Origin of the sequence: Pedococcus sp. 2YAF34 (genome assembly GCF_052114585.1) — a bacterium.
In the GTDB taxonomy this organism is placed as follows: domain Bacteria; phylum Actinomycetota; class Actinomycetes; order Actinomycetales; family Dermatophilaceae; genus Pedococcus.
The window spans coordinates 35,318-59,526 of the sequence record NZ_JBFRFA010000016.1; the positions used below are offsets into that span (position 1 = coordinate 35,318).

A 24,209-nucleotide genomic window follows, 5' to 3' on the forward strand; every position below is an offset into this window, starting at 1 on the left:
GGACGGCGGCACCGCACGGCCCCGATAGACTGCCGACGCCTTCACCCCGCGCCATCCCCCGCGCTGGACCCCGCATCAACCCAGGAGACACCCGAATGGGCCACGTCGTCATTGACGTCATGCTGAAGCCAGAGATCCTCGACCCCCAGGGGCAGGCCGTGAACGGGGCGCTCCCCCGGCTCGGCTTCGAGCAGTTCACCGACGTGAGGCAGGGCAAGCGCTTCGTCCTCACCGTGGACGGCGAGGTCACCGACGAGGTGCTCGCGGCGGCGCGCGAAGCGGCCGAGAAGCTGCTGTCCAACCCCGTGATCGAGGACGTCGTGAGCGTCCGCGACTCCGCGCACGACGAGGACCCCGGCCGGTGAAGGTCGGGGTCGTCACGTTTCCGGGCTCCCTCGACGACCGTGACGCCGCCCGCGCGGTGCGCGCCGTCGGCGGCGAGGCCGTCAGCCTCTGGCACGGTGACGCCGACCTCAAGGGTGTCGACGCGGTCATCCTCCCGGGCGGGTTCTCGTACGGCGACTACCTGCGCTGCGGTGCCATCGCCCGTTTCGCGCCGGTCATGGACGCGCTCATCCCGGCCGCCCAGGGTGGCCTACCGGTCCTGGGCATCTGCAACGGGTTCCAGGTGCTCTGCGAGAGCCACCTGCTGCCGGGCGCGCTGATCCGCAACGACCACCGCAAGTTCAACTGCGTCGACCAGCGGCTCGTCGTCGAGAACGCGTCGACCGCCTGGACCTCCGACTTCGAGGCCGGGCAGGAGATCACCGTCGTCCTCAAGAACGGCGAGGGCGGGTTCGTCGCGGACGAGCGCACGCTCGACGAGCTCGAGGGTGAGGGCCGCGTGGTCTTCCGCTATGCCGGCGACAACCCCAACGGCTCCTACCGCGCCATCGCGGGCATCAGCAACGACCGCGGCAACATCGTGGGCCTCATGCCCCACCCCGAGCACTGTGTCGAGGAGGGCTACGGCCCCTCGACCGACGGGCTCCCGTTCTTCACTTCCGTTCTGCGACAGGTGGTTTCGGCATGACGGCCCAGGTCGACCGACCGGTCCTCGACACGGTCTCGCACGCTGCGCAGACCCCGGACACCGAGCAGCCCTGGGCCGAGCTCGGGCTGAAGGCGGACGAGTACCACAACATCCGCGAGATCGTCGGCCGCCGCCCCACCAGCGCCGAGCTCGCGATGTACTCCGTGATGTGGAGCGAGCACTGCTCCTACAAGTCCAGCAAGGTGCACTTCTCCCTCTGGGGCGAGAACACCACCGACGAGATGCGCGAGAAGCTCCTGGTCGGCATCGGCGAGAACGCCGGTGTCGTCGACATCGGTGACGGCTGGGCGGTGACCTTCAAGGTCGAGTCGCACAACCACCCGTCCTACGTCGAGCCCTACCAGGGCGCTGCCACCGGTGTCGGCGGCATCATCCGCGACATCATGTCGATGGGCGCCCGGCCGATCGCCGTGATGGACCCGCTGCGGTTCGGCAACCTGCACCACCCCGACACCCAACGCGTGCTGCCCGGCGTCGTCGCGGGTGTCGGCGGCTACGGCAACTGCATCGGCCTGCCCAACATCGGCGGCGAGGTCGTGTTCGACGACTGCTACCAGGGCAACCCGCTCGTCAACGCCCTGTGCGTCGGCGCCATGCGCGTCGAGGACATCCACCTCGCCAAGGCCTCCGGCGTCGGCAACAAGGTGATCCTGTTCGGCGCCAGGACCGGCGGCGACGGCATCGGCGGCGTCTCGGTCCTCGCGTCCGAGACCTTCGACGAGGGTGGCCCCACCAAGCGCCCCGCGGTGCAGGTCGGCGACCCGTTCGCCGAGAAGGTGCTCATCGAGTGCTGCCTCGACCTGTATGCCGCGCACGTCGTGGACGGCATCCAGGACCTCGGCGGTGCGGGCCTGTCCTGCGCCACCAGCGAGCTCGCGTCCAACGGTGACGGCGGCATGCAGATCGAGCTCGACCGGGTCCCGTTGCGTGACGCCTCTCTCCGCCCTGAGGAGATCCTCATGTCGGAGAGCCAGGAGCGCATGATGGCCGTGGTCGAGCCGGGGAAGCTCGACGAGTTCATGGCCATCACCGACCGCTGGGACGTCGAGGCGACCGTCCTCGGCGAGGTGACCGACGGCGACCACCTCGTCATCACCTGGCACGGCGAGGTCATCGTCGACGTGCCGCCGCGCTCGGTCGCGCACGAGGGCCCGACCTACCACCGCCCCCTTGCTCGGCCGGACTACCTGGACCTGTTGCAGGCCAACGGGACCGAGACGCTGGCCAAGCCGGTCGACGGCGAGGGCCTGAAGGCCGACCTGCTCACCCTGCTGGCCTCGCCCAACCTGTGCGACAAGTCCTGGGTCACCGACCAGTACGACCGCTACGTCCTGGGCAACACCGCGCTCGCGATGCCCGACGACGCAGGTGTGGTCCGCGTCGACGAGGAGACCGGCCGCGGCGTCGCGATCTCCACCGACTGCAACAGCCGGTTCGCCAAGCTCGACCCCTACACGGGGGCGCAGCTCGCGCTCGCCGAGTCCTACCGCAACGTCGCCACCGCAGGTGCGACGCCGCTCGCCGTCACCGACTGCCTCAACTTCGGCTCGCCGGAGGACCCGGGCGTGATGTGGCAGTTCCGCGAGGCGGTCAAGGGCATCGCCGAGGGCTGCAAGACCCTCGGCATCCCGGTCACCGGCGGCAACGTCAGCTTCTACAACCAGACCGGCGACACGGCCATCCACCCCACCCCGGTCATCGGCGTCCTGGGCGTCATGGACGACGTCGCCCGGCGCACCCCGTCGGGCTGGAAGACGCCCGGCCAGGTCGTCTACCTCCTAGGCACCACCCGGGACGAGCTCGCCGGTGGCGAGTGGGCGCACGTCGTCCACGGCCACCTGGGCGGCCTGCCGCCCAAGGTCGACCTCGGCGCCGAGCAGCTCCTCGGCGAGATCCTCGTCAACGCAAGCCGCGACGGCCTCGTCGACGCGGCCCACGACCTCTCCGACGGCGGCCTCGCGGTCGCCCTCGCCGAGGCGACGATGAGGTACGGCGTCGGTGCGCGGATCTGGCTCGACGAGGTGTGCGAGCGCGACGGCATCGACGCCTTCACCGCGCTCTACAGCGAGTCGACCGCCCGGGTCGTCGTCAGCGTGCCCCGCTCGGAGGAGGTGCGGTTCACCGACATGTGCACCGCCCGAGGACAGGTCCACGCGCGCATCGGTGTCGTCGACGACCAGACCGACGGGATCGACGTCCAGGGCCACTTCTCGGTGGGTCTTGCCGCGCTTCGCGACGCCCACACCCGTACGCTGCCGGAGGTCTTCGGCAGGTAGGCGGCCGGAGCGGGGGCGACCAGGTAGGGGGGAACGCAACCGAGGAGTGTCGTTGAGCTCAGTGCAGGACCTCGCGCGCCGCGAGGCGATCGACGAGTACGAGGTGCTGGGGCGGGAGCCCGAGCCGGAGCTGCAGAGGCTGGTCGAGCTGGCCGCCGCCGTGTGCGACGTGCCCACGGCGGTGATCAACATCATCGACGACCGGCACCAGCACCAGGTCGCGGCCGTCGGCCTCACGGCGAGCGTGTGCGCCCGTGAGGACTCCATGTGCGCCCGGGTCCTCGGCGACGCCGAGCTGGTGGTGGTGCCGGACGCGCGCCTCGACGCGCGGTTCGCCACGAACCCGTTCGTCACCGGCGACATCGCGTCGGTGCGCTTCTACGCCTCGAGCCCGCTGGTGACGCCGACGGGGGTGCCCATCGGCACCCTCTGCGTCTTCGACGACGTCCCGCGTGGCCTGTCCGCCTCGGGGGCCCGGGCGCTGGAGGTCCTCGCGGAGCAGGTCGTCGACGTCCTCGAGCTGCGACGCCTGAGCCGGGAGCTCGCCCGGTCCAACGAGCAGCTCACCCAGTTCGCCGGACAGGTCAGCCACGACCTGCGCAACCCGCTCGCGGCGCTCGTCGGGTTCCTCGAGGTCGCGGCCGACACCCCCGGCGTCTCGGAGGTGCCCGACGCCGCCCGCGCACTCGCCCGCGCCGAGTCGTCCGCCGCGCGCATGACGGCGATGATCGGCGACCTGCTGGCCTTCGCCCGCGTCGGCGGGGGAGCGCGGCTCGCCCCGGTGGACCTGCAGCAGGAGGCCAAGGCGGTGCTGGAGGACCTGTCCGCGGAGGTCGTGGCGCGGCGAGCCGAGGTGGAGGTGGCCGCCCTGCCCACGGTCACCGGTGACGGCACCCTGCTGCGCGCCCTGCTGCAGAACCTCCTCGCCAACGCCGTGAAGTTCAGCGCCGGGCACGGGCAGCGGCCTGTGGTGGGCGTCGGCGCAGAGGCCGTTCCCGGCGGGTGGCGCGTCACGGTCGACGACAACGGGCCGGGCGTCGCCGTCGAGGACCGCGACCGGGTGTTCGAGCTGCTGGCGCGCGGCGAGGACCAGGAGTCGGTCGACGGCCTGGGCATCGGCCTGAGCACGTGCCGCCGCATCGTGCAGTCGCACGGGGGGCGCATAGGCATCACGGATTCTGAGCTGGGCGGGGCCTGCGTCTGGGTCTTCCTGCCCCAGCGCAAGGCCGCCTGACCCACCGCAAGGCCGCCTGGCCCACCGCAAGGCTGCCCGACCCGACGCGGCGAAACCACCCGTACCGGCCCGTGACGTGCGAGCGGTCCGGTCGCGCTCCCCCTCCGCGCGGCCGGACCGTTCGTCCCCTTGGTGTCCCCGCCTCGAAGACTACGGCCGGGTGCCGACAGCGTCGATGGGTAGAACTACCCATGGAGTGACCATGTCCGGACGAGGACGAGGCATGTGTCAGGCACGTGTCAGGCGCCGTGGCAGGCATCGCGTCCACGCCACCTACGATGCCGGTATGCCGCCGCGTCGCCGAGTCCCCGTCGCCGCCGGCCGCTCCGCCGTGGAGCGGTGGCGCGCTGAGCGGCTCGACACCTCGCGGGACGACCTGGCCACGGCTGTGCGCTACACCCTCGAGGAGCTGGCGACCGTCGCCCCCGGACGCAGTGTCGAGGTGCGCGTGCCACCGTTCGGGGCGGTGCAGTGCGTCGCAGGGACCACCCACACCCGCGGCACGCCGCCCAACGTCGTCGAGACCGACGCCCAGACGTGGCTCGAGGTGGCCACCGGGCTGGTGAGCTGGCAGGCGGCCTGGGACGCCGGGAGCCTGCGCGTCAGCGGGCACCGCGCCGACCTCGACCAGCACATGCCCCTGGCCTGAGCCACGCGCTCACTCGCCGGGGAACGTGACGCCCAGCTGGCGGCGTACCGAGTCCATCGCGGCCATGACCGCCACGGTCTCCGACCACGGCATGAGGGGCGACTCGGTCGCGCCGGCGGCGATGCACCGCGCTGCCTCCGCGGCCTCGAAGTGCAGCCCGTGCTCGCGGTCGCTGGGCTCCAGCACGTCGAGCACCTCGTCGTCGGGGCCGACCAGGCGCAGGGTCGACTGGGCGAAGAACGGGGTGGCGAGCTCGAGCCGCGCGGTGGTGCCGGCGATCGACGCCGTCGTCGGGGTGCTAGCCACCATGCTCGACCCGACCAGGCCGATCGCGCCGTGCTCGTTGCGGACCACGACCGACTCCTGCGCGTCGACCCCCAGCCGGGTGAGGGAACCGGTGGCCGTGACGTCGGTCAGGGTGCCCAGCACCATCGAGGCGAACGAGAGCGGGTAGACCCCGAGGTCGAGGAGGGCGCCACCGGCGAGGGCGGGGTCGGACAGCCGCTGGGGACCGTCGGGGTGCAGCAGCTGACCGTGGTCGGCAGCGACCATGTGCACCTCACCGAGCAGTCCCTTCTCGAGGCACTGGCGCAGGACGTCGAGGTGCGGCAGGAAGCGCGTCCACATCGCCTCCATCGCGAACAGGCCCCGGCCCCCGGCCGCCTCGAACACCGCGCGGGCCTCGGCGGCGTTGCGGGTGAAGGCCTTCTCCACGAGGACCGGTTTGCCCGCACCCAGCGCCAGTAGCGCGTGGGCGGCATGCTCGCTGTGCGGCGAGGCGACGTAGACGACGTCGACCTCGGGGTCGGCCACGAGCTCCTCGTACGATCCGTACGCCGCCGGCACCCCGAAGTCGCGGGCGAAGGACTCGGCCCGGTCGGTGCTGCGGGAGGCGACCGCGACGACCTGCTGACGGGTCCTGGCCTGCAGGGCCGCGACGAACGACCGCGCGATGCCGCCGGGCGCGATGACGCCCCAGCGCAGGACAGGCGCCTCCATGGGGTCGGGGGTGCGGGTCGTCGGCAGGCGCAGGCCAGCGGCAGTCGTCATGGCCTCATCCTGCCGGGTCAGCGCACGCGCCAACGATCGACCACCGGTGGCTCCGGCGACGCCTGGGCGTCCTCGTCGCCGAAGGGCTGGGCCGATCCGAGTGACCTGGTGAGCTGCGGCCCGTGGAGCAGCGTCGCGGAGAACGCCGTCATCGCGATGCGGCGCGTCATCGCCTCCAGCGGCAGCGGCTGGGCACTCGCGGCGAGGACGGTGTTGCCGAAGCGGCGGCCCTTGCGCACCTCCGAGGTGGCCACGGCTGCGGTGTGCGGCAGCACCTCGCTGATGGATGCGTGCAGCCGCGCGAGGTGGCGGCGGTTCGGCTCGTCAGCGGTGTTCATGAGCAGCAGCCCGCCGGGGCGCAGCACCCGGCGCACGTCGGTGAACCACGGGGTCGTCACCAGCTCGGCGGGCACCCGGCCGCCGGCGAACGCGTCGACGACCACGACGTCCGCGCTGGACTCCGCCAGTGCGCGCAGCCCACTGCGGCCGTCGACCGGGCGCACGCGGATCCGGTGACCGCGCGGGAGGGGGAGCTGGTCGCGCACCGCCTGGGTGAGGTCGGCGTCCGGCTCGAGGACGACCTGCGGCGAACCGGGGCGGGTGTGGGCGAGGTAGCGCGGAAGGGTCAGTCCGGCCCCGCCGACGTGGGTGACGACCAGTGGTCCCTCGGGCAGGGCGTCGAGGAGCGCAGCGAGGAACTGGACGTACTCGAAGACGATCAGGCGCGGGTCGTCGAGCTGCACGTGCGACTGGGGGTGGCCGTCCATCATCACGACGGTCCCGCCGCTCCCGTCGTCGACGAGCTCGACCGACGTCACCGTCAGGGCCGCAGCAGCGACTTGATGGCGCGCCGCTCGTCCATCGCCGCGTAGCCCTCGGCGACCTCGGTCAGCGGGAGCTCGAGGTCGAACACCAGGCCGGGGTTGATGGCGCCGGCAAGGACGTCGTCGCGCAGCTCGGGCAGGTACTGCCGCGCCGGGGCCATGCCCCCGGCGACCCCGACGTTGCGCACGAACATGTCGCGCACCGGGTACTCGACACCGTGGGGGGCGCCGACGTAGCCCACCGTCGCACCGGGCCGGGCGGCCGCGATCGCGGTGAGCATCGACTCCTTGGTGCCCACGCACTCCAGGACGGCGTCCGCGCCGACGCCGCCGGTGAGCTCGAGGACGGCCGCGACCGCCTCGTCACCACGCGCCTCGACCACGTCGGTGGCGCCGAACTCGCGCGCCACCTTCTGCCGCGGCTCGTGGCGTGACATGGCGACGATGCGCTCGGCCCCCATCCGGGACGCCGCGAGGACGCCGCTCAGCCCCACCGCGCCGTCGCCGACGACGACGACGGTGTCGCCCTCGGCCACCCGGGCGGCCACGGCGGCGTGCCAGCCGGTGCCCATCACGTCGGACAGCGTCAGCAGCGACGGCACCAGCGCGTCGTCGGGGACCTCACGGGTGGAGACCAGGGTGCCGTCGGCGAGCGGCACGCGGACGTACTCGCCCTGGCCGCCGTCCGCCATCACACCGTCGCGGTCCGGCCCGCCCCAGAACCCGCCGTGGTCGCACCGCGACTGGATGCCGACGCGGCAGTGCGGGCACGTGTTGTCGGAGTACATGAACGGCGCGATGACGAAGTCGCCCGCGCGCAGGCTGCGCACCTCGCTGCCGACCTCCTCGACGATGCCGACGAACTCGTGGCCGATGCGCGACGGCTCGGTCACGTCGTTGATGCCGCGGTAGGGCCACAGGTCGCTGCCGCACACGCAGGCAGCGGTCACCCGCACGATCGCGTCGGTGGGCTTGGCGATGGTCGGGTCCGGGACCTCGTCGAGTCGGACGTCTCCGGGGGCGTGCAGCACGGTGGCCTTCATGGGCCCAGCCTCCCACGCCACCGGTGTCGTGCCTCGGCGGAGGTGTGGCGCGTGGGTCCGCCCCCGGGACGGGATACGGTCGCGACATGCGCGTCGGCATCACGATCCTCCCGGAGCACCGCTGGACCGAGGCCGCGCCGTTGTGGCGCCGCGCCGAGGAGTACGGGTTCGACCACGCGTGGACCTACGACCACCTCGTGTGGGCGGGACTGCCCGACTCCCCGTGGTTCGGCGCGTTGCCCACCTTGACCGCGGCGGCCACGGTCACCTCGCGGATCCGGCTGGGCACGTTCGTCAGCTCACCCAACTACCGCCACCCCTATGCGTTCCTGCGCGACCTGCTCGCCGTCGACGACGTCTCGGGTGGGCGCCTCGTCGTCGGCCTCGGCACCGGCGGCGACCTCGACGCGCGCATCCTCGGCGAGGACCGGCCGCTCAAGGAGCGCGTCGACCGGTTCCACGAGTTCGTCGAGGTGCTCGACCGGCTCCTGCGCGAGGACCACGTGGACCACCGCGGCGAGCACTACACGACCGCTGACGCGCGGACGCTGCCCGGCGCGGTGCAGCAGCCGCGCCTGCCGTTCCTCGTGGCGGCCAACGGCCCGCGGTCGCTGCGCCTGGCGGCTCGGTACGGCCAGGGCTGGGTGACCTACGGCCGCGGTGGCGACACCCTGGAGGACTGGTGGTCGGGCGTCGAGGCGCTCGGTCGGCTGCTCGACGAGGCGGAGGCCACCGCGGCCCGGGAGCAACCGCTGGACCGCTACCTGTCGCTCGACGGCTCACCACGGTTCTCGCTCGAGAGCGTGGAGCTCTTCGAGGACATGGTGGGCCGGGCGGGGCGCCTCGGGTTCACCGACGTCGTCACGCACTGGCCGCGCGCCTCCGAGCCCTACGCGGGCTCGGAGGCAGTGCTGGAGCAGGTCGCCGAGAGGCTCGACGACCTGCGCTCGCTCAGCTGAAGGAGAACAGCGCCAGCGGAGCGCTCGTCGGCGCGGTCGAGCCCCCGGCCGGCTCGAGCGTGACCCCGGCAGCCGAGGCCGTCGAGGCGTCGCCCTCGAGCATCACCGTCAGGGTCGAGGCGCTGCCGTGCGGCATGACGCCGGCGTTGACCATTCCCTTGCCGGGCTGGTCGAACCAGAACTGGTAGTCCTTGCCGGTGGGCGCGGCAGCCATGTTGTCGGCGACCACGACGGCCTTGTGCAGCGAGGCGCTGCGCACGATGGTCACCTTGGCGTCACCGATGTTCTTCACGACCCGCTGGGCGTCGGGCGCCTCGAGCACCTGCTCGGACGCCGACACGGGCGCCTTGGCCGGCCCGTTGTCCCAAGGGCTCCACGCGATGCCCCCGGCGATGAGGGCGACGGCGGCGGCGGCGCCGACGAGCCACTCCGCCACCGGGCGACGGCGACGACGCAGGGGGACCACGTTGGCCGGCAGGTCCGGGGCCGGGGCATCGGGTGCCGGCTCCGGGTCGTCGTCGATGACGACGGGGATGCGTGCCGCAGGGGCGTCGGGGTCCGGGGCGTCGTCGTCCTGGAGCCCGCGCCCGCCGGCTTCCGGCTGCTCGAGCGGCGGCAGGGGGCGGACGGTGCGGATCCCGGCGAGGACCGCTGCCCGCATGCCGGGCGGGGGAACGGCCTCGCTGACGAGGGAGAGGTGGGCGCCGGCCTCGACCAGGCTGGCGACCTCGGCGCGGCACTCGGGGCACTCGGCGAGGTGGCGCTCGAACGCGGCACGCTCCTGCTCGTCGATCGCGTCGACCGCGTAGGCGCCGACCAGGCTGTGGACGTCGGCACTCATTGCTGCACCCCCAGGGTGTCTCTCAGGCGGATCAAACCGTCACGTATTCGGGTCTTGGCCGTCCCCAGCGGGACGCCGAGGAGGGAGGCCACCTCGGTGTGGGTGTAGCCGCCGAAGTAGGCGAGCTCCACGGCCTTGCGCTGGGTGTCGGTGAGCACGTCCATCGCGTTGCGGACCCGCTGGGCGTCCAGGCGCCGCTCGACCGTCTCGACCGTCTGGTCGAACGAGCGTTCCTGGTTGCGGGAGCCGTAGCTGTCCTCGCGGTCGGTGGAGGCCTGCGCGGATCGCACCCGGTCGACCGCCTTGCGGTGGGCGATGGTGAGCATCCAGCTCACCGCGCTGCCACGCTCGGGGTCGAACCGGGCGCTGGTGCGCCAGATGTCCAGCAGGGCCTCCTGGGCGACCTCCTCCGACTGCGCCGGGTCACGCACGACCCGCAGCACCAGCCCGTAGACGCGTGAGGACACTGCGTCGTAGAGCCGGGCGAACGCGGACTCGTCGCCGAGGGCGCACGCTCGGAGGAGCTCGGAGAGGTCCGGCGCCACGGCAGGACCTCCCCATGCCGGGACGGGGCCTGGGGACGTCGCTGCCATGGACACCATCATCACTGATCAGGCTTACTTCGGCAGCAGCACGCCGTCGATGATGTACACCGTGGCGTTGGCGGTCTGCACGTTGCCGCAGATCACGTTGGCCTCGCCGACCTTGAACGACTCGCCGGAGCCGGAGACGGTGATGGTCCCGCCACCCAGGGTCTTGTGGTCGCCGGCCAGCTGGTCGGGGGTCAGGCGACCCTCGACGACGTGGTTGGTGAGCACCTTGGTGAGCAGGCCCTTCGGGTCCTTCATCGCGGCGTCCATGGTCGCCTTCGGCACGGCCTTGAAGGCGTCGTTGCTCGGCGCGAAGACGGTGATGTCCTTGGCGGAGTTGAGGGTCTCGCCGAGGCCGGCCTCGCCGACGGCGGTGACCAGGGTGGACAGGACCGGGTTGTTGCTGGCGGCGGTGGCGACCGGGTCGGTGGCCATGCCCGAGAAGGAGCCCTTGCCGTCCGCGGGGACCGCGGAGCAGCCGGCCCCGAACGGCTTGGCCATCATGTCGTCCGAGGAGGACGACGAGGAGGAGGAGCTCGAGCTGCTGGAGCTCGGCATCGAGGACGACGAGGACGAGGCAGCGGTGTCCGAACCGGAGTTCCCACAGGCCGCGAGGGACAGGGGGAGGGCGAGGCTGAGGGCAGCGATGGTGCTGCGGCGGGCGAGTCGCATGATGTGGCTCCTTGGTGGGTGACGTTCTTACACCCGGTATTCGCCTCTACTGGGAGGGTGGATTGGCTTCTGCCGCAACTATTTCCAGAAATCCCTACGTCCCTTCGTCGACACAGGAATCCCCTGCCACCGCGAAGGGTGACAGGGGATTCCTTGTGGCAGTAATGGATTCGTCAGGACACGATGACCACGATCGAGTGGTAGCCGGATGCCCCACCGGGGAACGGGTCGGCGCGCTCCGCGGTCTGGACCGTGCCGGTGCCGTCGGTGGCGCGCACCGCGAGGTCGTGCCGGCCGCTCTTGGCGTCCCACGCCCAGTACCACTGCCGCCAGTAGTCGGTGCCGCCGTCGGGTCCCAGGGTGGCCTTCTGCCACGGGCCGTCGTCGACGCGCACCTCGACCTCCTTGATGCCGCGGCCCTGGGCCCAGGCGACACCGCCGACCACGATGCGTCCGGGGGCGTACGTCGCCAGCCCTCGGGGGGTGTCGATGCGGGCCTGCGTCTTCACCCGCCCGTCCGTCGCCCAGTCGCGCTGGGTCCAGTACGCCTTGTCCTTGGCGTAGGTGGTGGCGGTCAGCCTGGTGAGCCACTTCGTGGCACCGACGAACCCGTACAGTCCCGGCGTGACGAGTCGGGCGGGGAAGCCGTGGCGCGCGGGGAGCGGCTGGCCGCCCATGGCGACGGCCACCATGGCGTCGCGGTCGTCCGTGAGCGCCTCGACCGGGGTGGAGATCGTCATGCCGTCGGTCGACTCGCTGAAGATCTGGTCGACGCCCTGCTTGACGCCTGCGCGCTCGAGCAGGTCGCGGACGAGCACGCCCTGCCAGCGGGTGGAGGAGATGTAGGGACCGCCCACCTCGTTGCTGACGCAGTTGAGGGTGATGTCGCGCTCGACCATGGGCATCTTCACGAGCTCGTCGAAGGTGATCGAGAACGGCCGCTCGACCATGCCGTCGACCTCCAGCTTCCAGCTCTCCACGTCGACCCGCGGGATGACCAGGGCCGTGTCGACGCGGTAGAAGTCCTTGGGGTCGGTGACGAACTTGGTGATGCCCTTGACCTTGCCGTCCAGCCCGGTCGGCAGCGGGTCCGCCGTGCTCGCGGGGGCGGGGAGGCTCACCGAGGCCGGCAGCGTCGGGGCCGCGGCGAGCCGCTGGCCGAGGGCACCGACCGCGGCCGCGCCCACCGTGGCGCCGGCGGCGCCGACGAGGAAGGTGCGGCGACCGGTCGTCGACGGCACGCCGTCGGCCTGGGCCGAGTGGTCGAGCGGTGACTCGTGGTGGTCGCCCGCGGATGCGGACGCGGCTGCCCGGTGGCCGGGGAGCAGTCGTAGAAGTCCGTGGAGCACGGCGACACCGACCACTGCGGCGGCGAACGCGGGCAGGACGTCGACCGGTGAGGCGGTCGGCCGCAGCAGGGCGGCCAGGCCCGCAAGGCCCGCGAGCACCACGACGAGCGCGCCGGCGAGTGACGGCCTGCGTCGCGCCACCAAGCCGATGCCCAGCGCGGCCAGCGCGGTGACCACGGCGACGCTGCTGAGCAGGACCGCCTTGTCGGCGGTGCCGAACGTCCGCACCGCCCACTCCTTGACCGGTGTGGGCGTCGCGTCGACGACGGTCGAGCCCACCGCGAGCACGGGCGATGACGCGGGGTCGACGAAGGCAGCGACGAGGTGGCCCACCGCCATCCCGGTGAGGGCGGCGAGGAGGCCGCACACGGCGTACCCGAGGCGCTGGGTCTTCGTGGTCGGCTGCATGAACGTCATTCGTACCCCTCCCCGCTGTGGATGGGTACGGGTCCGGCGCCCTGCGGTGGGCGGGTAGCGTGACCGTGTGCCTCCCACCCGTCGTCGCCGGCCCAACTTCGTCGCCTTCATCGCCACGGGGGCGATCCTCGGCTTCGTGGTCGGGTCCGCCTACGCCTACCTCGGCGGGAGCCAGGACACGACGGAGTACGGCCGCAGCTTCAGCGACTCCTCGGCCGTGGTCTTCCTCGGGCTTCTGGGCGCTTGCGTGCTCGGGCTGGCGGCTGCAGTCCTCGCAGTCCTGCTGGAACGCCGCGACTGAGGCCTCCGCCGCTGTGGGAGACTGGCGCACGTGGCACGCGGCGACGGACAGCTGACGCACGACCTCCTCCCTGGTGAGAAGGGCCCGCAGGACGCCTGTGGGGTCTTCGGCGTCTGGGCTCCCGGCGAGGAGGTGGCCAAGCTCGCCTACTACGGCCTCTACGCGCTGCAGCACCGCGGGCAGGAGTCCGCCGGCATCGCGACCTCCGACGGTCGCTCGATCCTCGTCTACAAGGACATGGGGCTGGTGTCCCAGGTCTTCGACGAGCGCTCGCTCGCCTCGCTGCGCGGCCACCTCGCGGTCGGGCACTGCCGCTACTCCACGACCGGTGGCTCCACCTGGGAGAACGCCCAGCCCACCCTCGGCGGCCACGCCGAGTCCACCGTCGCCCTGGCGCACAACGGCAACCTCATCAACTCCGCCGAGCTGCGCGACCTCGTCGCCGACCGCAAGGCCGAGGGGTTCAACCACGGCGGCGGCGAGCTGGTGCGCGGCAACACCACCGACACCGCGCTGGTGACCGCGCTGCTCGCCGACGACCCCGACCGCTCGCTCGAGGCCGCGGCGATGGACCTGCTGCCCCGGCTCCGGGGTGCCTTCTGCTTCGTCTTCATGGATGAGCACACCCTCTATGCCGCCCGCGACCCGCAGGGCATCCGCCCGCTGGTCCTGGGCCGCCTCGAGCGCGGCTGGGTCGTCGCCTCCGAGACCGCGGCGCTCGACATCGTCGGCGCCTCGCTGATCCGCGAGGTCGAGCCGGGCGAGCTCATCGCCATCGACGAGGACGGCCTGCGCTCGCAGCGCTTCGCCGAGACCGACCGCAAGGGCTGCGTCTTCGAGTACGTCTACCTGGCCCGCCCCGACACCACCATCAACGGCCGGGGCGTCCACGAGTCGCGGGTCGAGATGGGTCGCGCCCTCGCGCGGGAGCACCCGGTCGAGGCCGACCTGGTGATGCCGACGCCCGAGTCCGGCACCCCGGCCGCGATCGGCTACGCGCAGGAGTCCGGCATCCCCTACGGCCAGGGCCTGGTCAAGAACTCCTACGTCGGCCGCACCTTCATCGCCCCGTCGCAGACGATCCGCCAGCTCGGCATCCGGCTCAAGCTCAACCCGCTGCGCGAGGTCATCAAGGGCAAGCGCCTCGTCGTGGTCGACGACTCCATCGTGCGCGGCAACACCCAGCGGGCCCTGGTGCGGATGCTGCGCGAGGCCGGCGCGGCCGAGGTGCACGTGCGGATCTCGAGCCCGCCGGTGCGCTGGCCCTGCTTCTACGGCATCGACTTCGCGACCCGGGCCGAGCTCATCGCCACCGGCATCGGGGTCGAGGAGGTCTGCACCTCCATCGGCGCCGACTCCCTCGGGTACATCAGCGAGGAGGGCATGGTGGCCGCCACCGAGCAGCCGCGCGACCAGCTGTGCACGGCGTGCTTCTCGGGCCAGTACCCGGTCGAGCTGCCCGACTCCAGCCGCCTCGGCAAGAACCTCTTCGAGACCCTGCCGCTCGACGTCGACGGCGTGAGCCTCGGGGTCTCCGGCGGGGCCGCCGACGCGCTCACCCGCCCCTGACGCCCAACCTTCTCTCGTTCGAGGTATTCGCCTACCCGGACCTGGTTGCCGAATACCTCGAACGAGGCTGGGCCGAGGACGGTCGGCGCCGGGCTGACAGCCGGGCATGGGCGGCGACCACCTGGTCCATGAACCGCCGTTCCTCCAGCCGCAGCACCACGAGGTCAATGCGCAGGACGGTGTGGTCGGCCAGCGCGAGCTCGTTCTGGCGCAGGTTGTCGTCGGTGACGGCCAGCCCGAACCGGTGGCCGACGCCGTCGATCTCCACGGCGAGACCGATGTCCTCCCACGCCGCATCGAGGTAGACCCGTCCGCGAACGCCGTGGCGCAGCGCCTGTCGGGTCGGCTCCGGCAGGCCGCGGGCGCGGCACAGGCGTGCGAAGTCGAGCTCCCCGAGCGACTGCGCACCGAGGGCGACGTCACGGGCGATGACCGGTGTCAGGCGCCGCCTCGTCCGCCCTCGCGTCGCCTCGGCCGCCTCGAGCAGCTGCGCCCCGGTGCACAGCCACTGCTGAGCGGGCATCACGAGCAGGAGTGCCGCCTGGCGGTCGCTGGTCGCCCACCTGGCCGCCCGCACCGCAGCGAGCGCCGGTCGGGTCCTCGCGACACCGGCCGTAACCAGCTCGCCCTCCACCCGTCGCGCGAGCTTGTGCACCCGCACCCCGTCGACCGCCCGGACCGCAGCCGTGTGCCTGACCGACACGTGGACCACGTCGTCCTCGAAACCGGTGAGCCCGGCCGCCTGGAGTGCGCTCACCCCGTCGAGGGCGGCGATGCCGGCACCCACCTCCCACACGGCTCGTCGCCGCCACGCGCCGGGGCCCAGAGGGCCCGTGTGGACCGCGACGGTCTGCCTGCCGTGCAGGCGCCAGCGCCCGGCCGACACCTCGCGACGAACCATGCGGTCGTCGACCCCGATCCCGGCGAGCGTGTCACGGGACAGCACGCCGTCAGTGGCCTCGGCCAGCCGAGTAGCAGCGGCACGCCGCCAGCTCGTCGTCCGAGATGCCGGGACGCCCGTCGTGGTCATGCGACGACGCTGGCTCATGGAACGGCCGCGGGGTGGTCGTCCACCGCCGACGTGTGGACGCCCGGGCGGTGGGCGACCCCCTGTGGACGGCGACTCCCCACCGGTCGAGGTATTCAACGACCCGATCGTGGTCGGCGAATACCTCGACCCGGGGGGCTACGGGGGGCAACCAGGACAACAGGGCAACAGGGCGGACGGGCGAACCGAGGGGCGGCGGGCGGGGACTAGGCTGGCCCGCGTGAGCGAACCGATCACCTATGCCTCCGCCGGTGTCGACGTCGAGGCCGGTGACAGGGCGGTCGAGCTCATGAAGGCCTCCGTGCGCAGGGCCACCCGGCCCGAGGTCCGCGGCGGCCTCGGCGGGTTCGCGGGCATGTTCGACGCGAGCGCCATCGCACGGATGACCCACCCGGTCCTCGCCACGTCCACCGACGGTGTCGGCACCAAGGTCGCGATCGCCCAGGCGCTCGACCGCCACGACACCATCGGGTTCGACCTCGTCGGCATGGTCGTCGACGACATCGTCGTGTGCGGCGCCGAGCCGCTGTTCATGACCGACTACATCGCCACCGGCCGCGTGGTGCCCGAGCGGGTCGCGGCCATCGTCTCCGGCATCGCCGCGGCCTGCGAGCAGGCGCGCGTGGCACTCGTCGGTGGCGAGACGGCCGAGCACCCGGGGCTGCTGGACCCCGACGAGTACGACGTCGCCGGCGCCGCCACGGGCGTCGTGGAGCACGCCGACGTGCTGGGACCGGACCGTGTCCGGGCGGGTGACGTCGTCCTGGCGCTGGGTTCGAGCGGGCTCCACAGCAACGGCTACTCCCTCGTCCGACGTGTCGTGGCCTCGGCCGGCTGGGCCCTCGACCGTCACGTCGAGGAGTTCGGCCAGACGCTGGGGGAGGAGCTGCTCACCCCGACCCGGGTCTACTCCGCGGACCTGCTCGACCTCATCCGGACCGACGGCATCGACGTCCACGCCCTGTCGCACGTCACCGGTGGCGGACTGGCGGCCAACCTCGCCCGCGTCCTGCCGCAGGGCGTCCTCGCACGCCTCGACCGCTCCAGCTGGACGCCGCCCGCGGTGTTCTCCACCGTCGGCGCCCTCGGTCAGGTGCCCCGCGCGGACCTCGAGCGCACCCTCAACATGGGCGTCGGGTTCGTCGCCATGCTGCCGGCTGACCAGGTCGACGCCGCGACCCGCGAGCTGTCGTCCCGGGGCATCCCCGCCTGGGTCCTCGGCGAGGTCGAGGCGCTGGAGGGCGCGTCCCTCGAGCCCGGGGTCGAGGTCGTCCACGGAGCCAAGGGCGTCGACGGCGGCGCCGTCCAGGTCGTGGGTGACCACCCCGCCTGAGTAGCGGCACGGATGGGGCGGCCCGTCGGGCAGGCTCCACACTGTCGCCATGGACAGCGGGCCCACCACGGACAGCTGCCACGGCGCCCGTTCGACGACGACCTGGTGCTGGTCGGCAGCTGTCGGCACCTTGGGCGCCCTCGGCCTCGTGTTCGTGGCCGTGGCGTTCACGGCCCTGCTGGGCATCGTGGGCACCGTCGCCGGCGCGGTGACACCCGGGCACCCGCTCGACACCACGCCGGTCACGGTCGTCACGACCCTCGCCGTCCTGCTGTGCCTCGGGGTCTCGTGGGGACTGGGCTGGGTCGTCGCCGGAGCCGCCGAGGGCCTCACCCCGCGTTGGCTCGCCGGGCTCACCACCGGCCTGCTCGGCGCCGGGGCCGGTGCGGTGGTGCTGTCCCTCGGGCTCGGGCTGCGCCCCTTCTAGGACGGGACGCGGCGGCGTACCGTCAGCAGATGGACGCGGAGCGGGCCGAGCGCGAGGACGTCGTCGTGCGCCAGTACCGGTTCCTGCTGCGCACCGCCCCCGCCGACGCCCTGGAGATGGCGCACGTGGAGGCGCTCTCGGGGCTCGGGTGGCGCGACCGCGGGCAGGTCCTCGCCGCGGTGCAGGACGGGCTCGTCGCCGGCCTGCGGCTCGACCGTGGCGACGTGCGGGCCCTCGCCCACCTCGTGACCCTGGGCGAACGCCGAGCGCCCGGCGCCTTCCTCGCGGCCATGCACCCGCCCACCCTGCGCCGGCTCGCGGACCTCGTCGTCCTCGCCGAGGCCTCCTTCGGGCTCTTCGGCGGGTATGCCGCCTGGGACGGCAGCGACCCCGTGGCCGCCGAGGAGCCGTGGACCGACAGCGGGTTCGCCGAGCGCTGGAGGACCCCCCTCACCGTGCGGGTCAGCTACCTCGACTACGCGGGCGGACCCAGCACCCCGGACTCCTTCGGCCGCGGCCGCTGAGCCGGGCGGACTCGCCTCGTTCGCGCCCGCACGCCCGTCGTGGCGTCCTACCCTGAGGCATGACGAGCAACCGGTGGGGTGGGGACGGACGTCGAGCTGACGCGGCGGGAGCTGACGAGGACCCGGTGGTCCGGCAGTACCGCTACCTGCTGAGGACGGCTCCGGCCGACGCCCTCCAAGCGGCCCACGACGAGGCGCTGTCCGGTCCGGCCGCCGGCGTCCGCGGGCCGGTGCTCGAGGCCGTGCGCCAGGCGTTCGTCGCCGGTCAGCGGCTCTCGCCGGATGCGACCTCCGCGACGGCTCGGCTCGTCGTCGTCGGCGAACGCCGCAGCCCCGGTGCGTTCCTCGCGGCCTGCGAACCGGGCGTGCTCCGGGTCCTGGCCGAGGCGGTGGTCGGCTCGGACGCGGTGTTCGGCCTCTTCGCCGGGTATGCCGCGTGGGACGGCGCCGACCCCGCGCCCGCGGACCCCGGGGTCGACCAGGGCGGAGCCCGCGTCATCGGCACACAGCCGGACCCGGCCGCGGAAGCCAAGGCCTTCGCGACCGGCCACGGGAGCTCCATCCTTCCCTGGGGCGGCGCCGGGGCAGGCTACTGACTTCTGGTCCGAGCCTCGGGGGATGCGTGCACCTGGCGCCCCTGGGACCGCCTCGGTGGCGTAGCGGGCTGCCGGCCGTGACCGTGCTACGCGAGGCTGGCGAGCAACTCGTCGGTGGTGGCGAGGGTGACCAGCGGTCCGTAGAGGGCCATGACGTCGAGCGCCTTGGCGTGGTTGTCGTCGGTCGAGCCGGCGCACGCGTCGGCGACGACGGTGACCGAGGCGCCTGCGTCCGCGGCGGCCAACACCGTCGAGATGACGCAGCAGTCGGTGGCCACCCCCGTCACCACCAGGCGTGGGCGCTCGCCCACCACCGGCAGCAGCTCGGCCCACTTGCCGAACGTCGGCGCCGTCACGACCCGGCCGGGCAGGTCGGCCACCTCGTCGGTGAGGGCGTAGAGCGGGTCCTCGTCACCGACCAGGGCCCACGGGAACTCCTCGTAGTACGGCGCCCACGCGCCCTCGGGACGCTGCGGTGCGACGAAGCGGGTCAGCACGGTCCGGTCACCGAAGGCGCGCGCGAGCCGGGCCACCTGGGCGGCCGCCGCGCCGTACCGGGGGGCGCACCAAGCGCTCGCGGGGTCGCCGAAGACGTGCTGGAGGTCGATGCCCACCAGCCAGGCCGGCTGGGTCACGCGCCGACCCCGGCTCCCGGCCCCTGCTCCGGGTGGCCCTCCCCGTGGCCTTCGAGGTGGCCTTCGCGTCCGGCGCCGAGGTGCTCCTCCTGGCGCCGTACGGTGCCGCGCCGCAGGGCGAGCGTGCCGACCAGCCCGATCACCAGGGCGAGCAGCACGCCGAGGTTGGCGTAGGCCCAGTCGCCGTCCTTGCCTCCGAGGCCGAGCGGACCGAGCAGGTAGCCCTGCCAGTTGTTCCACGAGGCGTCGTCGGCGAACAGGTTGACGACCAGCCCCCAGCCGACGACCGAGGCCACGACCATCAGGCCGATCGACACCCAGTCCCACGCGCCGTAGCGGCCGCGGGCGTCGAACAGCGCCTCCTCGTCGTAGTCGCGACGGCGGAGCCAGATGTCGCCGATCATGATCCCGGCCCAGGCGGCGAGCGGGACGCCGAGGGTGATGAGGAACGACTGGAACGGGCCCAGGAAGTCCTGGGCGAAGAAGACGACCCAGATCGTGCCGAGGGTGAGGATGACGCCGTCGACGAACGCGGCGCTCGGCCGGGGGATGCGGACGCCGAGCGAGAGCAGGGTGAGGCCCGAGGAGTAGATGCCGAGGACCGCGCCGCTGACGAGCGCGAGTATCGCGGCGACGAGGAACGGCACGAGCACCCAGGTGGGCAGGATGGTCGCCAGGGTGCCGACCGGGTCGGCCGAGATGCCGTCCATGAGCTTCTGGTCAGAGCCGGCGAGCAGCAGGCCGTAGAGGACGAGCAGCACCGGCGCGAGCGCCCCACCGAAGGTGTTCCACCAGACGATCGAGGCGCCCGAGGCGTCGCGGCGCTGGTAGCGCGACCAGTCGGCGGCGATGTTGATCCACCCGAGCCCGAACCCGGTCATCACCAGCACCAGCGCGCCGACCACCTGCTGGGTGGTCCCCGCCTTCAGGGCGCTCACGGCGTCCCAGTGCACGTGGTCGACGGTCATCGCGACGTACACCACCGTGACCACGCCGGTGATCCAGGTGAGCCACGACTGGAGCCGCATGATCACGTGGTAGCCGGCGACGGAGGCCAGCACGACGAGTGCGGCGGTGACCAGTGCGGCCACGACCTTCGTCGCGGTGCCACCGCCCCACCCGAGCTCGCGGAAGATCGTCGCGGTGGCCAGGGTCGCGGTGATCGCGAGGAAGGTCTCCCAGCCGATCGAGGTCAGCCACGAGATGACGCCGGGCACCTTCTGCCCGGTGACCCCGAACGCCGCCCGCGACAGCACCATGGTCGGCGCCGAGCCGCGCTTGCCGGCGATCGCGATGACCCCGCAGAGCAGGAATGACACGACGATGCCGACGACGGCGACCAGGACGCCCTGCCAGAAGGAGATGCCGAACTGGAGGGCGAACGCGGCGTAGCTGATGCCGAAGACCGACACGTTGGCCGCGAACCACGGCCAGAAGAGGTCGAACGGGCGGGCGGTCCGGTCGGCCTCGTCGATGATCTCGATGCCGGTCGTCTCGACCCCGAGGCGCCGCGTCTGCTCACGCGTGTCTGTGCTCATGGCGGGAGCGTAGACCCGCGGGCGCGCTCCGACGCCGCAGCGCCGCGGCACACGCGCATGGCGGTGTGCCGCGGGACTGCGGTGACACACGGGCCCGAGGGCCCGCGCATGAGGTGAGGTGGTTGGTCAGGCGCTCAGGTCATCGCTGACCCGACGCCCACTTCCCGTACTCGTCGTACTCGTCCTCGCCCGCGGAGTCGTTGGAGACTCGCTCCGGCTCCGCGTAGGAAGACCCGTGCAGTTCTTGCTCAAGCGAACTGAAGTCGGTGTTCGGGGAGAAGTACTTCAGCTCCCGAGCAACCTTCGTCTGCTTGGCCTTGGCCCGGCCGCGCCCCATGGCGTGACCCCCTCATGCGTCTGGCGGGACGGCATCGCTGGGTACGAGTCGTCAACGTGACGGCTCGACTCCGCGGAGCGGTCCCGGGAATCGTGTATATGTCGTGGGGCCAACGCTACAGGAGCGTGGCAAGTTTGGCCGCAGGACTCCCGTCTTGCGGGACGACTTCAGCGGGCCGGCAGCCAGATCCCGCCGGCCGCCTTGGCGGCCATCCGCTCCTCGGCGATGTGGTCCGCGGCCGCCGCCGGGGTGCTGCCGTGGGCGTCGGCCGTCCGCAGCACCTCGAGGGTGTGGTCGAAGATCGCCGTGGCCGCCTTCTTGGCGCGCTCGAAGTCGAAGCCGTGGAGCTCGTCGCTCACCTGGATGACGCCACCGGCGTTGACCAGGAAGTCGGGGGCGTAGGTGATCCCGCGCGCCTTGAGCTGGTCGGCGGTGCCGCCGGGGCCCTCGGTGACGAGCTGGTTGTTGGCGCCGCCACAGACGACGGTGGCCTGCAGGGCGGCCACGGTCTGCTCGTCGAGGGCGCCGCCGAGGGCACAGGGGGCGTAGACGTCGATGTCGGACCGCACGAGCGCGGCGGTGTCGGCGACCACCTCGACCTCGGGGTGGGCGGACCGGAGCGCGGCGACCGCGTCCTGGTTGACGTCGGTGACGACGACCTTCGCGCCGTCCTCGAGGAGGTGGCCGGCGAGGATGTGCCCGACCTTGCCGACCCCGGCGATGCCGACCGTGCGTCCCTCGAGGGTGGGCTTGCCCCACAGGTGCTGGGCGCACGCGCGCTGGCCCTGGAACACGCCGTACGCGGTGAGCACCGAGGAGTCGCCCGCGCCGCCGTTGGCCTCGGACCGGCCGGTGGCGAAGCGCGTGGTCTCGCTGACGACGTCCATGTCGGCGACGTAGGTGCCCACGTCGCAGGCCGTGACGTAGCGGCCGCCCAGGCTCTCGACGAAGCGTCCGTAGGCGCGCAGCAGCTCGGGCGTCTTGTCGGTCGCCGGGTCACCGATGATCACGGCCTTGCCGCCGCCGAGGTCGAGGCCGGCCACGGCGTTCTTGTAGGCCATCCCCTTGGACAGGCGCAGCACGTCGCTGAGCGCGGCCTCCTCGGAGGCGTACGGGTAGAAGCGCGTGCCGCCGAGGGCCGGCCCGAGGGCCGTGCTGTAGATGCCGATGATGGCGCGCAGGCCGGTCTCCCGGTCGTGGCAGAACACCACCTGCTCGTGCTGGGACATGGAGGCGACGGCGGAGGTGGCGGAGGACGGCGCGGAGGACGTGGTCACGGTGGTGACTCCTGGAGCTCGGGAGGGCGCTGACGGGTTGGCTCGGCGCGGGTCGCGCGCCTGCGCACAGCGTATTGCGACCACATGGTGGTCGGGTGACTAGTCCCAACGGACCATCACGGACCACCCGTAAGGAATGTTCCCAAGAGGTCCCGCTTGTCCGATTATTGAAAGACGTCCCCTGCACGAGGAGAAAGTCATGGTTACTCGCACCACCGAGGTCGAGAAGTTGCTCACCCCCGCGGAAGTCGCGTCGTTGTTCCGCGTGGACCCCAAGACCGTCACGCGTTGGGCGAAGGCCGGGAAGCTCAACTCGATCCGCACGCTCGGAGGCCACCGCCGCTACCGGGAGGCTGAGGTCAGGGCACTTCTCTCCGACGTCATCTGAGCCACTGGCCGACCCCCGGGGGCAGGGCCCGGGGATCGGCAGCCAGCGCTCGTCGTCGTCCGTCACCCCACGGGACGGTCGCATTCGCTAGGTTGCCCCGATGGCGCCTGACCCGGATACCGTTTCAGCACAAGCGGTCCCACGTCCAGGTCACGGTCCGCTCGCCGGGCTGAAGGTCGTCGAGATCGGGGGCATCGGTCCCGGGCCGTTCGCGGCAATGCTGCTCGCCGACCTGGGCGCGGACGTCGTGCGCGTCGACCGGCCGCAGGAGGACCTGCGTGGCACCCACGCCGTCCTGCTGCGCGGCCGTCGATCCGTGGTGCTCGACCTGAAGTCGGCCGACGGGCTGCGCGCCGTCATGGAGCTCGTGGGTCGCAGCGACGTGCTCGTCGAGGGTTTCCGTCCGGGAGTCGCCGAGCGCCTCGGCTTCGGACCCGACGAGGCGCTGCGCCGCAACCCCCGCCTCGTCTACGGCCGCATGACCGGCTGGGGCCAGAGCGGGCCGTATGCCGCGCTGGCCGGCCACGACATCACCTACCTCGCCGTGAGCGGGGTCCTCGACGCCTTCGCCGGTGACGACGGGCGCCCGGTGCCGCCCCTCAACCTCCTGGGAGACTTCGGTGGCGGCGGGGCGATGCTCGCCCTAGGGGTGGTGTCGGCAGTCCTGCACGCGCGCTCGACCGGTGAGGGGCAGGTCGTCGACGCCGCGATCGTGGACGGGGTCGCGAGCATGACGGCCATGCACCAGTCCATGCTGGCCTCCGGCCTCTGGTCGGCGCCGCGCGGCGAGAACCTCCTCGACGGCGGAGCGCCGTTCTACCGCTGCTACCGGACGCGCGACGACCGGTGGGTGGCGGTCGGGGCGCTCGAGCCGGCCTTCTACGCCCGGCTCCTCGAGGGACTCGACCTGTGGTCGCCGGAGCGCGTCGCCGGGCAGCTCGACCCCCAGTGGTGGCCGCGGATGCACCGTGAGCTCGAGATGCGGTTCGGCCTGCGCACCCTGGCCGAGTGGACGCGGGTGTTCGCCGGGCTGGACGCCTGTGTGGCACCGGTCCTCACCATGGAGGAGGCGCGCACCGACGCCCACCTGCGGGCCCGCGGCACGTACGCCGACGAGCCGGGTGGTCGGCCCGCCGCCCACCAGCCGGGCGCCGTACCGAGGTTCTCGGCGACGCCCGGACGACCGGGCGAACCGGCGCGCGAACCGGGTGCCGACACCGACGAGGTGCTCGACGAGCTGGGGCTTTGGAGGACGGACTAGCCGCGCTCACCCGAACG

26 protein-coding genes are annotated in these 24,209 nt (G+C 72.6%); 14 read left to right on the plus strand and 12 right to left on the minus strand.

Annotated features, from left to right (window positions below):
* Positions 1-95 precede the first annotated feature (95 nt).
* The 5 genes from purS (at position 96) to AB4Z02_RS10500 (ending at position 5,213) form a co-directional block, all read left to right on the plus strand.
* Positions 96-365 carry a phosphoribosylformylglycinamidine synthase subunit PurS gene (gene purS / locus AB4Z02_RS10480; RefSeq protein WP_056884347.1) on the plus strand — a complete coding sequence of 90 codons (270 nt, stop codon included), beginning with the start codon at positions 96-98 and terminating at the stop codon, positions 363-365.
* Positions 362-1,033: a phosphoribosylformylglycinamidine synthase subunit PurQ gene (gene purQ / locus AB4Z02_RS10485; RefSeq protein WP_441970820.1), complete on the plus strand. Its 672-nt coding sequence runs from the start codon at positions 362-364 to the stop codon at positions 1,031-1,033. The genes purS and purQ overlap by 4 nt, the downstream gene beginning before the upstream one ends.
* A complete protein-coding gene (purL, locus tag AB4Z02_RS10490; protein WP_441970822.1) occupies positions 1,030-3,330 on the plus strand; it encodes a phosphoribosylformylglycinamidine synthase subunit PurL in 2,301 nt (766 codons plus the stop codon). The genes purQ and purL overlap by 4 nt, the downstream gene beginning before the upstream one ends.
* A 46-nt stretch (positions 3,331-3,376) precedes the next feature.
* Positions 3,377-4,564 (plus strand): sensor histidine kinase, encoded by a 1,188-nt coding sequence (locus tag AB4Z02_RS10495; protein WP_441970824.1) that lies wholly within the window; start codon positions 3,377-3,379, stop codon positions 4,562-4,564.
* 286 nt (positions 4,565-4,850) lie between these two features.
* A complete protein-coding gene (locus AB4Z02_RS10500; RefSeq protein ID WP_441970826.1) occupies positions 4,851-5,213 on the plus strand; it encodes a sterol carrier family protein in 363 nt (120 codons plus the stop codon).
* A 9-nt stretch (positions 5,214-5,222) separates the two neighbouring features.
* Here AB4Z02_RS10500 and AB4Z02_RS10505 read toward each other — a convergent pair whose 3' ends face one another.
* The 3 genes from AB4Z02_RS10505 to AB4Z02_RS10515 are packed head-to-tail and all read right to left on the minus strand — an operon-like array spanning position 5,223 to position 8,130.
* A complete protein-coding gene (locus tag AB4Z02_RS10505; RefSeq protein WP_441970828.1) occupies positions 5,223-6,263 on the minus strand; it encodes a Gfo/Idh/MocA family protein in 1,041 nt (346 codons plus the stop codon).
* A gap of 17 nt (positions 6,264-6,280) precedes the next feature.
* A complete protein-coding gene (locus AB4Z02_RS10510) occupies positions 6,281-7,081 on the minus strand; it encodes a spermidine synthase (RefSeq protein ID WP_441970829.1) in 801 nt (266 codons plus the stop codon).
* Positions 7,082-7,083: 2 nt separating this feature from the next.
* Positions 7,084-8,130 carry a zinc-dependent alcohol dehydrogenase family protein gene (locus AB4Z02_RS10515; protein ID WP_441970831.1) on the minus strand — a complete coding sequence of 349 codons (1,047 nt, stop codon included), beginning with the start codon at positions 8,128-8,130 and terminating at the stop codon, positions 7,084-7,086.
* Positions 8,131-8,216: 86 nt separating this feature from the next.
* Here AB4Z02_RS10515 and AB4Z02_RS10520 point away from each other — a divergent pair, with 86 nt between their 5' ends.
* Entirely contained in the window at positions 8,217-9,089 is an 873-nt protein-coding gene (locus tag AB4Z02_RS10520; protein ID WP_441970832.1) for an LLM class flavin-dependent oxidoreductase, read from the plus strand.
* Here the strand turns inward: AB4Z02_RS10520 and AB4Z02_RS10525 are convergent.
* The 4 genes from AB4Z02_RS10525 to AB4Z02_RS10540 form a co-directional block, all read right to left on the minus strand.
* Positions 9,082-9,930, minus strand: a complete 849-nt coding sequence (locus AB4Z02_RS10525) for an anti-sigma factor (protein ID WP_441970834.1) — start codon at positions 9,928-9,930, stop codon at positions 9,082-9,084. The genes AB4Z02_RS10520 and AB4Z02_RS10525 overlap by 8 nt on opposite strands.
* Positions 9,927-10,523 carry a sigma-70 family RNA polymerase sigma factor gene (locus tag AB4Z02_RS10530; protein ID WP_441970836.1) on the minus strand — a complete coding sequence of 199 codons (597 nt, stop codon included), beginning with the start codon at positions 10,521-10,523 and terminating at the stop codon, positions 9,927-9,929. The genes AB4Z02_RS10525 and AB4Z02_RS10530 overlap by 4 nt, the downstream gene beginning before the upstream one ends.
* Before the next feature lie 24 nt (positions 10,524-10,547).
* Positions 10,548-11,192: a fasciclin domain-containing protein gene (locus AB4Z02_RS10535; RefSeq protein WP_441970838.1), complete on the minus strand. Its 645-nt coding sequence runs from the start codon at positions 11,190-11,192 to the stop codon at positions 10,548-10,550.
* 173 nt (positions 11,193-11,365) lie between these two features.
* Positions 11,366-12,958, minus strand: coding sequence for a molybdopterin-dependent oxidoreductase (locus AB4Z02_RS10540; RefSeq protein ID WP_441970840.1), 1,593 nt, complete (start codon positions 12,956-12,958; stop codon positions 11,366-11,368).
* 67 nt (positions 12,959-13,025) lie between these two features.
* Here AB4Z02_RS10540 and AB4Z02_RS10545 point away from each other — a divergent pair, with 67 nt between their 5' ends.
* Both AB4Z02_RS10545 and purF read left to right on the plus strand, forming a co-directional pair.
* Entirely contained in the window at positions 13,026-13,259 is a 234-nt protein-coding gene (locus AB4Z02_RS10545; protein WP_441970842.1) for a hypothetical protein, read from the plus strand.
* 30 nt (positions 13,260-13,289) lie between these two features.
* Positions 13,290-14,828, plus strand: coding sequence for an amidophosphoribosyltransferase (purF, locus tag AB4Z02_RS10550; RefSeq protein ID WP_056884359.1), 1,539 nt, complete (start codon positions 13,290-13,292; stop codon positions 14,826-14,828).
* Between the two features lie 31 nt (positions 14,829-14,859).
* On the opposite strand, the gene AB4Z02_RS10555 is transcribed toward purF, so the two are convergent.
* The gene (locus AB4Z02_RS10555) at positions 14,860-15,858 is read right to left on the minus strand and encodes a hypothetical protein (protein WP_441970844.1); all 999 of its coding nucleotides are present in this window, start codon (positions 15,856-15,858) and stop codon (positions 14,860-14,862) included.
* A 238-nt stretch (positions 15,859-16,096) separates the two neighbouring features.
* Between AB4Z02_RS10555 and purM the strand changes: the two genes are divergently transcribed.
* From purM to AB4Z02_RS10575, 4 genes are read left to right on the plus strand one after another with little or no spacing between them, the layout of a single operon-like run.
* On the plus strand, positions 16,097-17,209 hold the full coding sequence (purM, locus tag AB4Z02_RS10560) for a phosphoribosylformylglycinamidine cyclo-ligase (RefSeq protein WP_441970846.1): 1,113 nt from the start codon (positions 16,097-16,099) through the stop codon (positions 17,207-17,209).
* Positions 17,210-17,258: 49 nt separating this feature from the next.
* Positions 17,259-17,636 carry a hypothetical protein gene (locus AB4Z02_RS10565; protein ID WP_441970847.1) on the plus strand — a complete coding sequence of 126 codons (378 nt, stop codon included), beginning with the start codon at positions 17,259-17,261 and terminating at the stop codon, positions 17,634-17,636.
* Between the two features lie 29 nt (positions 17,637-17,665).
* On the plus strand, positions 17,666-18,160 hold the full coding sequence (locus AB4Z02_RS10570; protein WP_056884364.1) for a hypothetical protein: 495 nt from the start codon (positions 17,666-17,668) through the stop codon (positions 18,158-18,160).
* Positions 18,161-18,219: 59 nt separating this feature from the next.
* Entirely contained in the window at positions 18,220-18,756 is a 537-nt protein-coding gene (locus AB4Z02_RS10575; RefSeq protein ID WP_441970849.1) for a hypothetical protein, read from the plus strand.
* An 86-nt stretch (positions 18,757-18,842) separates the two neighbouring features.
* Here the strand turns inward: AB4Z02_RS10575 and AB4Z02_RS10580 are convergent, their stop codons facing one another.
* From AB4Z02_RS10580 to AB4Z02_RS10595, 4 genes are all read right to left on the minus strand, one after another.
* The gene (locus tag AB4Z02_RS10580; protein WP_082590763.1) at positions 18,843-19,391 is read right to left on the minus strand and encodes a cysteine hydrolase family protein; all 549 of its coding nucleotides are present in this window, start codon (positions 19,389-19,391) and stop codon (positions 18,843-18,845) included.
* A complete protein-coding gene (locus AB4Z02_RS10585) occupies positions 19,388-20,929 on the minus strand; it encodes a purine-cytosine permease family protein (RefSeq protein WP_441970850.1) in 1,542 nt (513 codons plus the stop codon). The genes AB4Z02_RS10580 and AB4Z02_RS10585 overlap by 4 nt, the downstream gene beginning before the upstream one ends.
* 139 nt (positions 20,930-21,068) lie before the next feature.
* On the minus strand, positions 21,069-21,266 hold the full coding sequence (locus AB4Z02_RS10590) for a DUF3073 domain-containing protein (RefSeq protein WP_056884366.1): 198 nt from the start codon (positions 21,264-21,266) through the stop codon (positions 21,069-21,071).
* Positions 21,267-21,433: 167 nt separating this feature from the next.
* The gene (locus AB4Z02_RS10595; protein WP_441970852.1) at positions 21,434-22,543 is read right to left on the minus strand and encodes a Glu/Leu/Phe/Val dehydrogenase dimerization domain-containing protein; all 1,110 of its coding nucleotides are present in this window, start codon (positions 22,541-22,543) and stop codon (positions 21,434-21,436) included.
* 199 nt (positions 22,544-22,742) lie between these two features.
* Here AB4Z02_RS10595 and AB4Z02_RS10600 point away from each other — a divergent pair, with 199 nt between their 5' ends.
* A complete protein-coding gene (locus AB4Z02_RS10600; protein WP_056884367.1) occupies positions 22,743-22,931 on the plus strand; it encodes a BldC family transcriptional regulator in 189 nt (62 codons plus the stop codon).
* Between the two features lie 100 nt (positions 22,932-23,031).
* Positions 23,032-24,192: a CaiB/BaiF CoA transferase family protein gene (locus tag AB4Z02_RS10605; RefSeq protein WP_441970855.1), complete on the plus strand. Its 1,161-nt coding sequence runs from the start codon at positions 23,032-23,034 to the stop codon at positions 24,190-24,192.
* Positions 24,193-24,209 lie beyond the last annotated feature (17 nt).

Bases quoted from the DNA above. Each gene is read 5' to 3' on its own strand.
- purS (WP_056884347.1), top strand. From the start codon at position 96: ATGGGCCACGTCGTCATTGACGTCATGCTGAAGCCAGAGATCCTCGAC.
- purL (WP_441970822.1), top strand. From the start codon at position 1,030: ATGACGGCCCAGGTCGACCGACCGGTCCTCGACACGGTCTCGCACGCT.
- AB4Z02_RS10500 (WP_441970826.1), top strand. From the start codon at position 4,851: ATGCCGCCGCGTCGCCGAGTCCCCGTCGCCGCCGGCCGCTCCGCCGTG.
- AB4Z02_RS10505 (WP_441970828.1), bottom strand. From the start codon at position 6,263: ATGACGACTGCCGCTGGCCTGCGCCTGCCGACGACCCGCACCCCCGAC.
- AB4Z02_RS10515 (WP_441970831.1), bottom strand. From the start codon at position 8,130: ATGAAGGCCACCGTGCTGCACGCCCCCGGAGACGTCCGACTCGACGAG.
- AB4Z02_RS10520 (WP_441970832.1), top strand. From the start codon at position 8,217: ATGCGCGTCGGCATCACGATCCTCCCGGAGCACCGCTGGACCGAGGCC.
- AB4Z02_RS10525 (WP_441970834.1), bottom strand. From the start codon at position 9,930: ATGAGTGCCGACGTCCACAGCCTGGTCGGCGCCTACGCGGTCGACGCG.
- AB4Z02_RS10530 (WP_441970836.1), bottom strand. From the start codon at position 10,523: ATGGCAGCGACGTCCCCAGGCCCCGTCCCGGCATGGGGAGGTCCTGCC.
- AB4Z02_RS10535 (WP_441970838.1), bottom strand. From the start codon at position 11,192: ATGCGACTCGCCCGCCGCAGCACCATCGCTGCCCTCAGCCTCGCCCTC.
- AB4Z02_RS10540 (WP_441970840.1), bottom strand. From the start codon at position 12,958: ATGACGTTCATGCAGCCGACCACGAAGACCCAGCGCCTCGGGTACGCC.
- AB4Z02_RS10555 (WP_441970844.1), bottom strand. From the start codon at position 15,858: ATGACCACGACGGGCGTCCCGGCATCTCGGACGACGAGCTGGCGGCGT.
- AB4Z02_RS10565 (WP_441970847.1), top strand. From the start codon at position 17,259: ATGGACAGCGGGCCCACCACGGACAGCTGCCACGGCGCCCGTTCGACG.
- AB4Z02_RS10570 (WP_056884364.1), top strand. From the start codon at position 17,666: ATGGACGCGGAGCGGGCCGAGCGCGAGGACGTCGTCGTGCGCCAGTAC.
- AB4Z02_RS10575 (WP_441970849.1), top strand. From the start codon at position 18,220: ATGACGAGCAACCGGTGGGGTGGGGACGGACGTCGAGCTGACGCGGCG.
- AB4Z02_RS10585 (WP_441970850.1), bottom strand. From the start codon at position 20,929: ATGAGCACAGACACGCGTGAGCAGACGCGGCGCCTCGGGGTCGAGACG.
- AB4Z02_RS10590 (WP_056884366.1), bottom strand. From the start codon at position 21,266: ATGGGGCGCGGCCGGGCCAAGGCCAAGCAGACGAAGGTTGCTCGGGAG.
- AB4Z02_RS10600 (WP_056884367.1), top strand. From the start codon at position 22,743: ATGGTTACTCGCACCACCGAGGTCGAGAAGTTGCTCACCCCCGCGGAA.
- AB4Z02_RS10605 (WP_441970855.1), top strand. From the start codon at position 23,032: ATGGCGCCTGACCCGGATACCGTTTCAGCACAAGCGGTCCCACGTCCA.